Source organism: Staphylococcus canis, assembly GCF_016238445.1.
In the GTDB taxonomy this organism is placed as follows: Bacteria; Bacillota; Bacilli; order Staphylococcales; family Staphylococcaceae; genus Staphylococcus; species Staphylococcus canis.
Genome location: NZ_JABANU010000003.1, coordinates 21,971 through 33,997, shown reverse-complemented (window position 1 = coordinate 33,997; position 12,027 = coordinate 21,971). Strand labels below are relative to the sequence as shown.

Genomic DNA, 12,027 nt, shown 5'->3' with positions numbered 1-12,027 from the left:
AAGAATAAATAATTATATCAATGAGTAGTTGTAGTTCTGCTCAAACACTAAGCACTTCCTCAACAACCTTGATGATAGACGGTGTTTCGGAAGCAGAATTATCGGTAGAACTCTACATCTTGATAAAATCAAACTACGATTTTACAAGCTGTTACGTTCTACTCTAATTCTAACCGCTTTTTCAACAACCTTGGTGATGAACGGCATTTCGAGAGCTGAATTCTCAACAGAACTTCGCAACGTGCAGGTGTTAAATGAACAAATGCGCATTTACGCATTTGTAAGAACCACTAACGTCTGGAGGCTTAATATGATTGATAACCTTTAGATAAGAGACTCCATCCAAAGTGGTTCTTTAGAATTCAAAACGCTCTCTCAATGATCTTGATGATAGACGGTGTTTCGGAAGCAGGATTCTCGACAGAATTCCATAATGCGCTAAAATTAAAAACCAATTTTTGCGTATTATTTCATTCTGCTTGAATCCTAAACGCTTCCTCAACAACCTTGATGTTTATTTGGTGTTGTCGTAGTCTATAAAAAAGTGATAGGTCTTTTATCTTATCAATTTATTTTCTATGGAGGCGAAGGATATGAAAAAGTTATTATCGAGTGCTTTAGTGGTTGGGGTTATTTTATCAGCGTGCTCTTCGAATGATGATGGAGATGATGCGAAAAAGAAAGCGGATAATGAGGCGCAACAAACTGAACAAAAAGACAACGCAAATAGTAAAGACAAAAAATCGAATGAACAATCTGACAAAGCATCTAACGACAAAGAGGGTAAATCTTCAGAACAAAAATCTAATGACGTATCAAATGAAGAAAATAAAGATAGTAATGCGAATAACAATGCGTCTTCTAATACTGGAAATGGCAATCAAAATGATAATAGTCAAGTTGCACAAAATGGTCAATCTAGTTCAAATTCTAGTGATAACCAAGGCGCAAATGGAAATAATGATTCAACATCTTCTGATCAAGGTACCAATTCAGAAGGATATAACGATGGCAACGTAAATAATCAAGATCAATATAATGGTACTAATAGTCAAGCGTATGACCAATCGGGCTACGGTTATGGCAATCAAGGTTATAATGAGTCTAATGCTAGTGTGGCTTCTAATAATCAATCAGATGCAGGAAATAATGGACAATCAAATACAACTACAGCGTCTTATGTTGCACCATACCAAGGACAAAATGTTGCTCCTGTTGCTCAAAATTTAGCGTCAACAGACATCAATCGTCAAGAAGCTTTACGATACTTACCAAATTTTGAAACTTCATTAAATTCAGCGTCAGCAGAAGTGAATCAATTTAATGGTAGTAATAATCCTTATAATGACTATGCAATTTTAAATCAGGATGGACAATATGCATATATGTTTAGTTTCATTAATCAAGCGAATCCTGGGACGTATACAATTGTAGTAGTAGATTATACAGGACAAGCTAGAATAGTGGATCCAGCTTACGTTCAATAATACGCGTTATCATAAATAAAGTGGATTAATTTGAAAAGATGTGTTAATTTAAATTAATTCACTTTATTGTTTTCATAAAAAGTAGTGATAAATTTTAAATTTGGTATTGATTTCGATACAATGAAGTGTTATATTTTATGTGAAATAAATCACATTTAACCCGTTGTGTTTTATTTAAATCTTATTGAAGGTAGATGAAAGAGATGTTAGTAACTAGTTTTGACCCTTTTAACAATCTTGCAATATCTGCAATAATTGCAAGTATACCTATCATTTTATTCTTACTCTGTTTAACAGTGTTTAAAATGAAAGGGATTTACGCAGCTTTAACAACACTAATTGTGACTATTATTATTGCTGCATTTGTGTTTAAGTTACCATTTGGTATTGTTACAGGTGGTATTGCAGAAGGTTTTTATCAAGGTATATTGCCAATTGGCTTTATCGTAATGATGGCAGTTTGGTTATACAAAGTAACAGTTGAGACAGGTCAATTTGAGACAATTCAAGATAGTATTACATCAGTGTCTGAAGACCAACGTATTCAACTCCTTTTAATTGGCTTTAGTTTTAATGCATTTTTAGAAGGTGTTGCAGGTTTCGGTGTACCTATCGCGATTTGTGCTGTGCTTTTAATCCAATTAGGCTTTGAACCATTAAAAGCAGCGATGCTTTGTTTAATTGGTAACGGTGCTGCAGGTGCATATGGTGCTATTGGCTTACCTGTATCAGTAATCAATACATTAGCTTTACCTGGTAATGTAGAAGCGATTGATGTTTCTCGTGCTTTAAACTTGAGCTTACCTTTATTAAGCTTATTTGTACCATTTTTATTAGTATTTATTTTAGATGGCTTTAAAGGTATTAAAGAAACTTTACCTGCTATTTTAGCTGTAGCTATACCATTTACAGTTTTACAAACAATATTTAATCAATTCCAAGGTCCAGAATTAGCAGACGTTATTCCGCCTTTAGCAGCGATGGCTGTATTAGCTTTAGTTTCTAAACGTTTCCAACCAAAACATATTTATCGTGTGAATAATAATAACGAAGCTGAAACATTAGAACCTAAAAAACATTCTATTGGCGAAATTGTTTATGCTTGGAGCCCATTCGTGATTTTAACTGTTTTAGTATTAATCTGGAGTTCTAAATTCTTCAAAGGTTTATTTGCAGAAGGTGGCGCGTTATCATTTATGAATATTGTATTTGGTATTCCAGGTACGAATAATGATGTGTCAGGCCATCCAATTATGTTAACGTTTAATTTGATTAACCAAACAGGTATGGCATTATTACTTGCTGGTGTAATCACGATTTTAATGTCTAAAAAAATCAATTTTAAGACTGCAGGTGCATTACTTGTACAAGCGTTTAAAGAGTTATGGTTACCAATCATCACAATTTGTTTTATCCTCGCTATTGCTAAATTAACAACTTATGGTGGTTTAACAAGTGCAATGGGTGAAGCGATTGCGAAAACAGGTACAGTATTCCCATTATTGTCACCTATCTTAGGTTGGATTGGTGTATTTATGACAGGATCTGTTACAAATAACAATGCTTTATTTGCACCAATTCAAGCAACAGTTGCACCACAAGTTGGTACGAGCGGTGCGTTACTTGTTGCTGCGAATACTGCAGGTGGAACAATTGCGAAGTTAATTTCTCCACAATCTATCGCAATTGCCACTGCAGCGGTTAAGCAAGTAGGTAAAGAGTCAGAACTCTTAAAAATGACATTAAAATACAGTATAGGTTTACTTGTATTCTGGTGTATTTGGACATTTATCTTATCATTAATTATCGGTGCTTAATTAAGCAGTTCACTCTATTATTAAATCCCTCAACTGACATCATCAGCTGAGGGATTTTTAAATTTGATGTATGATTGTTAAAAATTGTTGATAAATATCTTCTGGTCCATAATTTTCAACAGTTTGATAACCATTTGCAATAATCGATTTGGTACGTGATGTATAACTGTGTGCGATAACTTCTAGAAGTTGTTGACCTAGCAATTCTACATTTAAATGAGGAACCAAATAGCCATTTACTTGATGTTTAATGAGCGCACGAGGGCCTACGTTACCATCAAAGCTCACTACAATACTTCCTTGATTCATAGCTTCTAAAATTGTCATGCCAAAACCTTCATTTCTTGAGGGGACGCAGGTAATTTGACTTTCTGCTAAGTGAACACTAATATGTTGTGTCGCTGGTTTCAACGCGACTAAGTCTTGCAATCTTAAAAAGTTAATTTGCTGCCCTAATGCTTCTTTTTCAGGACCTTCACCATAAATTTCAACCGTATATCCTTGCTCTCTTAGCTCTTCTTGAATTTTATAAACTGCTTCAATTAAAATATCAAAGCCTTTTTCGTATTCGAAGCGGCCTACAGAAATAATGCGCTTTAATTTCATAATTTGATGACGTTTTTCATCAATCATGTTCGGCAGAAGAAATACAGGGATATCGAGTTCTGATGCATAACATGCTTGGTCTTCTTCGGTAAGTGTAGTAATAGCATTGAGATGATTATAATATTGTATAATTTCCGCTCTTAACTGTGGATGATGCGCTGTGAAATTCATATGTTCCATACCAATCGTAATTTGTTCAGGTCGAGCGAAACGTGCAATTAAAATATTATGGCTTGCACGCGTGCCGATGAGAATATCCGAGTGATCGTGTTCAATTGCTCGAATTAAACGTTTTTCAATATAACTTGAATATTGCTTAAAACCAGGCTCAAAATGTGATAAATGTCTCGGTTTTAATAAAGGGGTAAACTTACGAATACGATTTGCACATAATGGTATGATATTTCGAATGTCTATTTGATAATTAATTAAGTGTTCAATTTTAACGCGATGATCTAAGTGGAAGTAGGGAGCTTTTTGCGTTTTGAAAATTGTTATAATTTTTACTGAGTGCCCTTGCTTTGACAATTGATTGGCTAAATTTGTAATCGTTTTGACTGTGCCACCGACAGCATAAATATTGTGCATTAAAAATGTAATAGATTTCATAATGAATTCCCCAAACACTCTATTTTTATATTATTATAGCATTTATATACAAAAAAGTGGGAAAGTTCAATAAAATATAGAAATTAAGCAAGTCGCACATTATTAGATAGAATTTTGTCTAACGTGAGAAAATAATGATAATTCCTTTTTTCTTATAAGGATTAGGTATATAATTAATGTGTTAATCATTTTTTGAAAATTGAATACAGTATTACAAAGGGCAATATTTTAAAGATATATATGCTTTAAATTTGAAGAAGGGGGACTGTATTGTTATGAATAATTTACATAACAAGACAGATGTTGTGCTTATCGGTGGCGGTATTATGAGTGCAACATTAGGTGTACTATTAAAAGAATTAAAACCAGAGTGGGATATTAATGTGTTTGAACGTTTAGATACATGTGCAAAGGAAAGTTCAAACGTTTGGAATAATGCTGGTACAGGTCATTCAGCCTTATGTGAATTAAATTATACTAGTGAAAAAGCAGATGGCACTATGGACATTACAAAGGCTATTAAAATCAATGAGCAATTTCAAGTTTCTAAACAATTCTGGTCTTATCTTGTTAAATCTGGAAAGTTACCAGAGCCTGAAGCATTTATTCATGCTGTCCCACATATGAGTTTCGTAACAGGCGACCGTAATGTGAAATTTTTAGAATCACGTGTAAAAGCTTTAAGAGAAAATGTATTATTCAGTGGAATGGATATTGCAGATGACACTGAAACGTTACGTCAATGGATTCCTCTAATGATGGAAGGACGTCAAGCAGACAGTGAAGCAATTGCTGCTACACGTGACGAGTCTGGAACAGATGTGAACTTTGGTGCACTAACACAGCAATTATTAGAGCAGTTAGAAGCACAAGGTGGCTCAATTTACTATGAGCACGAGGTTAAAACCTTATCGCAAAATAAAGATGGCTCATGGACAGTTAAAATTCGCGACCTTAAAGAAGATAAAGTCTTTACTGTAGAATCTAAGTTTGTATTTATTGGTGCAGGTGGTGCAAGCTTACCACTTTTACAAAAGACAGGTATTCCAGAATCGAAACATATCGGTGGTTTCCCAGTTAGTGGTTTATTCTTAGTATGTCAAAACGATGATGTGATTCAAAAGCATAAAGCCAAAGTTTATGGTAAAGCAGAAGTGGGTGCACCTCCAATGTCTGTACCGCATTTAGATACACGTTATATTGATGGCAAGCGTTCATTATTATTTGGACCATTTGCAGGATTTTCACCGAAATTCTTAAAAACAGGCTCTTACTTAGATTTATTTAAATCTATCAAACCAAACAATTTAACAACAATGCTTGCAGCTGGCGCTAAAGAGATGGATTTGACTAAATATTTAGTTTCTCAATTATTATTGTCAAATCAAGCACGTATTGCGGACTTAAGAAAGTTTGTACCGGAAGCTAAGGCAGAAGATTGGAAAGTCGTTGTTGCAGGTCAACGTGTTCAGGTGATTAAAGATACGAAAGATAAAGGTAAAGGAACACTTCAATTTGGTACAGAGGTCATTACGTCAAAAGATGGCACACTTGCAGCACTTCTTGGTGCATCACCAGGTGCCTCAACAGCAGTTGCGGTCATGTTAGATATCATAGAGCGTACATTCCCAACATATTTAAGTGAATGGGAACCTAAAATTAAAGAAATGATTCCGTCATACGGTATTAAACTTACTGATAATGTCGATTTATTCAAGAAAATTAGTAAAGAAGTAGCAGAAAATTTAAAACTTAATAAAGACGGTACATTATTAAGTTAATGTATATATTTAAATAAATGAGAGGCTGTCCACATGTATCATAATGTGTGACAACCTCTCATTTTGATTCAAATGATTAAAGTATTTAGATTTCACTTGCTTTTGGCAATATAATTTTAAACAATGTCCCTTCACCAAGTGTACTTTCGACTTCGATAGTTCCATGATGACGTTCAATAATCGATTTTGAAATAGCAAGCCCTAAGCCGTTACTGTCAGTGTGAGCATTGTTCTTATAAAAGCGATCGAAAATATGATGTAGCGTTTCAGGAGACATGCCTGGGCCATCATCTTGAATCGCTATGACGATTGTATCTTGGTTATCGTAAAGATGAATGTCAATCATGCCATATGGTTCTGTATATTTAATAGCATTACGTATAATATTTTCAATAGCTTGAGTGAGTAATCGTTCATTACCCATGTATTGTATAGGTTTTAACTCGTAAACAACTACTTGCTCTTTTTGATCTAGTGCATAAGCTTCTTTTTGTAGGATGTCTTGAATGACCCCCTTAAGTTCTAGCTTATCATCAAATTTCAAGTGAGCATCATTATCCAGCTCAGATAGCAATAACAGTTGTCGTGTTAGTTGGCTCAAGCGATGTGTTTCATCATAAATACGCTCAATATATTGCGATTGTTGTGACGGTGTTTTTTCATTTTGAAGTTGTGTCAGTAGATGATGAATATGAGTGAGTGGTGTTTTCATTTCATGAGATACATTTTGAACAAAGTGCTGACGCATATCATCGAGCTGTTTAAGTTTGATGCGCATTGTATCAAAATGTTGCTGTAATGCTCCAATTTCATCATTTCGTGTGACAGCAATAGGCGTATTGAAATCGCCTTCCATCATTCGACTTGTTGCTAATTTTAATTGTTGCACTGGCTTAACTAAGGCGAATGTTGACCAGATGACAAGCGCAATAGATATGATAATGAGTAGTGTAAGGAGAACGACTAAAAAGATTCGGAATTCTCCAAATGCATGACCGATATCAGGTCTCATAAATACAGCATATCGACCGTGTTGTGTTTCAAAAAGTGTGCCTACTGTATTACGCGTCTCGTTATCAAAAAAGCCAGTAATTACAGGATTAAAAGGGCGATTTTGAATACCATGATAATCTTCCCCTGATAAAACACGAGCGATTGCTGTACGACTTAAATTGTGTTTACGAAAAGGGTGACCATAATGTGAGGCGTGATACGCTTCATCATACACAACAATTTGGAAATTTAAGTCGCCTAATAAGTGCATATATTGATTAAAGTTTTGGTGTTCATTCTCCTGGTACGCTTTTGCTTGTTGTAATGTTTGCATGACTTTCGCATCATTATGAGACTTGAGTTCAAAGTGATAATAAATATTTGTCATCAAAAAACTAAGTATAGCACTAATGAGCATCACTGTAATTGTATAAATCGCAAATCTTGAATAGAGTGTTTTAAACATGTTCAGTCACCTTATAGCCAATGCCGCGAACGGTTTCAATTTGTATAGAGGCGCCTAACTTTTTTAAACGTGCACGGAGTCTTTTAATATGCACATCAACTGTACGCTCATCTCCCTCATAATCAAAACCCCAGATTTTTTCAATCAGACTTTCTCGCTCAAATACTTTATTGGGATAGGCTAATAATTCACTTAATAACATAAACTCTTTATTTGGTAATAGCATGCCTTTATCTTGAATTTTCACTTCTAATTTAGATTGATCTATTGTGACATTTCCGAGTTGAAGTTGTGTAGAGGTTTGGATTTGGTATCGTCTTAGTACCGCTTTAATACGAAAAATAAGTTCTGCTACTTCAAATGGTTTAGTTACATAGTCGTCAGTCCCAGCTAAAAAAGCACGTTCTTTGTCACTTAAAGCATCGCGCGCTGTTAGCATAATGACAGGATAATGATAATCGTATTTTAGCGTCTGGCACAGTTCAAATCCATCCATTCCTCCCATCATAATATCTACAATCGCGATATCAATATCATGATGAGCTAAATAAGCCAATGCATTTTCACCACTATTTTGTGTGATGGCTTCGTAACCTTCTTTACTCACATGGTGTGAAACATAATCTAAAATATCTGGATCATCGTCAACAATAAGACATTTTACAGGCATATCGATAACACCTCGTTTTCTAATGGATTAATTTTATCTTAACATAAACATCCCACAATAACGTTTTGTAAAAATGAGTTGTTCATATTCAGTTCATATAGTTGATTTATGATAAATGCAAGATAAAAAGAGAAGGAGTTGTGGGTGATGAAAATCGCATTAAGTGAATTGAAATTCTATAAATTTAAGTATTTATTAATCACATTTATAGTTGTATTACTCGCAAGTATGGTTTTATTTATCACAGGGCTCGCACAAGGATTAGCACGCGAAAATATTGCTTTACTTGATGAGTTTAAGTCTGAACAGTATGTCATTCAAAAAGGTGTCGATCAACAACTTGAGAAGTCAAATATCGAGCCGAGTCAACAAAAGGAAATTGAGAAAATTGTAGATACAGCGCCGCTTCAAGTAGGCATAGCAACAGCAGAGTTTAGTGGACAAAATGAAGATATGATGTTTGCGACAATTCCTAAAGAGGAACAACCTAAACTTTCAGAAGGACATCTCGCAACAAAAGATAACGAGGTCACATTGAATAGTAAGTTAAAAGGTGAAGGTTTAAAAATAGGTGATGAACTGTCAATTAAAGATCAAGATACTAAAGTAAAAGTAGTGGGATTTTTTGAAGACGCAATGTATTCTCATACTAATGTTGCGATGGTGAATCAAGAAACACTCAATCAGATTACTGAAAATCATGCCGCGACATCATTATATTTCTTAAATGGTGTTCAGAAAAAAGAAATTCAACAATTAAACAACATTGACGGTGTTGAAGTGGTATCTAAAAAAGATCTAACTGATGCTATTCCAAGTTATCAAGCAGAACAAGCGCCGCTTACAATGATGATTGTGAGTTTATTCGTCATTACCGCTATTGTCTTAACAGCATTTTTCTATGTCATGACAATTCAAAAAACATCAGAAATTGGTATTTTAAAAGCTATTGGTATTAAAACAAGTCATTTATTAGTTGCATTAATGGCGCAAATCTTATTTGTGACTATGCTCGGTGTGCTTATCGCATTAGGTCTTATTGCGATACTAACTATGGCTTTACCAGTGACAATGCCATTCCACATTACAGCACAGTTAATGTTATTAGTTGTAGTTATCTTTATTATTGTTGCCGTTTTAGGCGCATTACTATCATTAGTTCGTGTATTCAAAATTGATCCGATAGAAGCGATTGGAGGCGGAAATGCATGAGTTTAACTATAAAAAATCTCTATAAATCTTTTGGTAAAGGTGATGCTAAGACAGAAGTACTTAAAGATATCAACTTTGAGATTAAACCCGGGGAATTTGTGATATTAAACGGTGCATCTGGTTCGGGTAAATCGACTTTACTCACAATCATAGGAGGACTGTTATCTCCAACTCAAGGTGAAGTAATGCTTGGCGATGAGGATTTAAGTAGGCTAAAAAATAAGGCATTAACTGAAAAGAGATTGAAAGATATTGGTTTTATTTTTCAAGCTTCTTATTTATTACCGTATTTAAAAGTAAAAGATCAATTGATTTTAGTTGGAAAAGAAGCGGGCATGTCTAAAAAAGAAGCAGAGACACGTGCCTTAGAATTATTAGATCGTATTGGTTTAAGTCACCGTGTTGATGCATATCCTCATATGTTATCAGGTGGGGAAAAACAACGTGTTGCGATTATGAGAGCTTGGATGAATACACCTAAATTATTGCTTGCAGATGAACCTACTGCAAGTTTAGATGCTAAACGTGCGACTGAGGTCGTTGAAATGATTAAAAAACAAGTGCGAGATGAACAAGCTATTGGTATTATGGTCACACATGATGAACGTTTGTTTGATTACGCTGATAAAATGTTATATCTAAATGAAGGTCAACTTCAAGAAAAAGCAGTATCATCAATATAAATTGAAACCTCGAGGTTAGGATAAGTAGTGCTTAGGCCATCGTGAATCGATGCTTAAAGCGACTATCCCAACCTCGGGGTTTTTTAATATTGCAACACTAACTTTATAATAATCACAAGGATACCAAACACACTCCAAGTTATCGGATACTGAAATAATAAGCCACTGTAGTCTCGAATAAGTGAAGTCGCACGAAATACAATAGGTGAAGGTGCACCATAGCCTAAGCTTCGAATATGATGGCGTTGCGCAAGTCTTAATGCACGCAATATGTGAAATTCACTTGTCACAATCACTACGGGGTGAGGATATTCATTTATATACTGTTTCGAATAAGCCATATTTGTATACGTATTTGTCGAATGATCTTCCATCGTTATATGATTTTCGCGAATACCTTGCTGTATAAGATAACGCTTCATGGCTAAAGCTTCGGAAATCGGCTCATCAGGGCCTTGACCACCACTTACTACAAAAGAATTGACATACTTCGTCATTTTTGAAAAGTAAATGGCACGATCTAGCCTTTGTTTTAACATGGGTGTGACGGATTCAGTGAAAATACCAGCACCTAACACAAGTATAGTAGCCTGATGTACATTAGGAGGTATGTGTTGTATTAGGAAAGTCATGTATAAATAGATGAACCACGATACTAAAAAGACATTTGCCAATGAACACAATAATGCGAAAGGTGTTGCTGCCCATAATGGTAATAGTGTAATCATCATATAGCTACCAATAATAAGTGCAATAATAGATAATCCGTAACATAATAAAGAGAACAGGAATCGATATCTTTGATTGGTACGTTGATGTTGAAAAAAAGCAACTATTAGATATAAAAGTATTATGGTTATTGGAAAAATGACGATTAAAAGCCAATACAAATGATATTGGGCGAATAATATAATTATCATATTAAACACCATTAAAGCATAAAAAGTATTGATATGTAGAAAAACATCCGGAAAAACTTTTAAAGTAATGATTAAAATGATATAAAATAATGTTAAAATGAGCCACATAAGCATACCACTATTTTCCTTTACATGAGTTATTCTAAGCATACTATAAGACTCCAAATTTTTCGTTAAATATGATATTTTCTTATCTATCATAAATTGGTATGATTAAAGAGATATCTTATAGGTGGTGATCAAATGAAACAATCTAATACGCATATTATGAATGAACATATCGCATTCATGGGCGAGTTTATGACAAATATGAATACACTAACAACAAAATTGTTAAGAGATTTACGTGAGCAATACTATATTTCAAATGAGCAATCGAGTGTACTGATGATGTTGTCACATAAACGCGCTTTAACACTTACAGAGATTACGTTACGTCAAGGTGTCAATAAAGCAGCAGTGAGTCGACGTGTTAAAAAATTAGTTGAACTTGATTTAGTTAAATGGGTTAATATGAACTATGAACATGACAAAAGGTTAAAGTATATTGCACTGACTGAAAAAGGGAAAGAATATGTAGAAGCTTCTCGCCATTTAGTTGCTGAATTAGCTACTAAAATGCTTTCTGATATTCCAGTGGATCAACTTGTAGAAACACGTCAAGTTCTTGAAAAAATTAATCAACGTATGGCATCACAATTTAAACACTTATAAAATCATACATATCCAACTCACGAATGATGAGTTAATACGTCATTTGAATTAGAATTAAATTGAATAATG

The 12,027-nt window shown here is 34.3% G+C and carries 10 protein-coding genes; 6 read left to right on the top strand and 4 right to left on the bottom strand.

The window, feature by feature from the left end; genetic code table 11:
- Window positions 1–593 precede the first annotated feature (593 nt).
- Both HHH54_RS01700 and HHH54_RS01695 read left to right on the top strand, forming a co-directional pair.
- The gene (locus HHH54_RS01700) at window positions 594–1,487 is read left to right on the top strand and encodes a hypothetical protein (RefSeq protein ID WP_198617102.1); all 894 of its coding nucleotides are present in this window, start codon (window positions 594–596) and stop codon (window positions 1,485–1,487) included.
- A gap of 203 nt (window positions 1,488–1,690) precedes the next feature.
- Complete coding sequence (locus tag HHH54_RS01695; RefSeq protein WP_198617101.1) at window positions 1,691–3,304, top strand: L-lactate permease; 1,614 nt, start codon at window positions 1,691–1,693, stop codon at window positions 3,302–3,304.
- A gap of 57 nt (window positions 3,305–3,361) precedes the next feature.
- On the opposite strand, the gene HHH54_RS01690 is transcribed toward HHH54_RS01695, so the two are convergent.
- Window positions 3,362–4,519 (bottom strand): glycosyltransferase family 4 protein, encoded by a 1,158-nt coding sequence (locus HHH54_RS01690; protein ID WP_198617100.1) that lies wholly within the window; start codon window positions 4,517–4,519, stop codon window positions 3,362–3,364.
- Window positions 4,520–4,794: 275 nt separating this feature from the next.
- On the opposite strand from HHH54_RS01690, the gene mqo reads away from it, so the two are divergent.
- A complete protein-coding gene (gene mqo / locus HHH54_RS01685; RefSeq protein ID WP_198617099.1) occupies window positions 4,795–6,300 on the top strand; it encodes a malate dehydrogenase (quinone) in 1,506 nt (501 codons plus the stop codon).
- Between the two features lie 85 nt (window positions 6,301–6,385).
- On the opposite strand, the gene HHH54_RS01680 is transcribed toward mqo, so the two are convergent.
- Entirely contained in the window at window positions 6,386–7,759 is a 1,374-nt protein-coding gene (locus tag HHH54_RS01680; RefSeq protein WP_198617098.1) for a HAMP domain-containing sensor histidine kinase, read from the bottom strand.
- Complete coding sequence (locus tag HHH54_RS01675) at window positions 7,752–8,429, bottom strand: response regulator transcription factor (RefSeq protein WP_198617097.1); 678 nt, start codon at window positions 8,427–8,429, stop codon at window positions 7,752–7,754. The genes HHH54_RS01680 and HHH54_RS01675 overlap by 8 nt, the downstream gene beginning before the upstream one ends.
- A 147-nt stretch (window positions 8,430–8,576) precedes the next feature.
- Here HHH54_RS01675 and HHH54_RS01670 point away from each other — a divergent pair, with 147 nt between their 5' ends.
- The gene (locus HHH54_RS01670; RefSeq protein ID WP_198617096.1) at window positions 8,577–9,641 is read left to right on the top strand and encodes an ABC transporter permease; all 1,065 of its coding nucleotides are present in this window, start codon (window positions 8,577–8,579) and stop codon (window positions 9,639–9,641) included.
- On the top strand, window positions 9,638–10,324 hold the full coding sequence (locus HHH54_RS01665; protein ID WP_198617095.1) for an ABC transporter ATP-binding protein: 687 nt from the start codon (window positions 9,638–9,640) through the stop codon (window positions 10,322–10,324). The genes HHH54_RS01670 and HHH54_RS01665 overlap by 4 nt, the downstream gene beginning before the upstream one ends.
- Before the next feature lie 83 nt (window positions 10,325–10,407).
- Here the strand turns inward: HHH54_RS01665 and HHH54_RS01660 are convergent, their stop codons facing one another.
- Entirely contained in the window at window positions 10,408–11,394 is a 987-nt protein-coding gene (locus HHH54_RS01660; RefSeq protein ID WP_232796201.1) for a YdcF family protein, read from the bottom strand.
- Between the two features lie 93 nt (window positions 11,395–11,487).
- On the opposite strand from HHH54_RS01660, the gene tcaR reads away from it, so the two are divergent.
- Window positions 11,488–11,958, top strand: coding sequence for a MarR family transcriptional regulator TcaR (tcaR, locus tag HHH54_RS01655; RefSeq protein WP_198617094.1), 471 nt, complete (start codon window positions 11,488–11,490; stop codon window positions 11,956–11,958).
- Window positions 11,959–12,027 lie beyond the last annotated feature (69 nt).

Excerpts from the sequence above, each read along its gene's own strand:
- HHH54_RS01660 (WP_232796201.1), bottom strand. The coding sequence starts at position 11,394 with ATGCTTAGAATAACTCATGTAAAGGAAAATAGTGGTATGCTTATGTGG.
- HHH54_RS01665 (WP_198617095.1), top strand. The coding sequence starts at position 9,638 with ATGAGTTTAACTATAAAAAATCTCTATAAATCTTTTGGTAAAGGTGAT.
- HHH54_RS01690 (WP_198617100.1), bottom strand. The coding sequence starts at position 4,519 with ATGAAATCTATTACATTTTTAATGCACAATATTTATGCTGTCGGTGGC.
- HHH54_RS01700 (WP_198617102.1), top strand. The coding sequence starts at position 594 with ATGAAAAAGTTATTATCGAGTGCTTTAGTGGTTGGGGTTATTTTATCA.
- HHH54_RS01675 (WP_198617097.1), bottom strand. The coding sequence starts at position 8,429 with ATGCCTGTAAAATGTCTTATTGTTGACGATGATCCAGATATTTTAGAT.
- HHH54_RS01680 (WP_198617098.1), bottom strand. The coding sequence starts at position 7,759 with ATGTTTAAAACACTCTATTCAAGATTTGCGATTTATACAATTACAGTG.
- mqo (WP_198617099.1), top strand. The coding sequence starts at position 4,795 with ATGAATAATTTACATAACAAGACAGATGTTGTGCTTATCGGTGGCGGT.
- tcaR (WP_198617094.1), top strand. The coding sequence starts at position 11,488 with ATGAAACAATCTAATACGCATATTATGAATGAACATATCGCATTCATG.
- HHH54_RS01670 (WP_198617096.1), top strand. The coding sequence starts at position 8,577 with ATGAAAATCGCATTAAGTGAATTGAAATTCTATAAATTTAAGTATTTA.
- HHH54_RS01695 (WP_198617101.1), top strand. The coding sequence starts at position 1,691 with ATGTTAGTAACTAGTTTTGACCCTTTTAACAATCTTGCAATATCTGCA.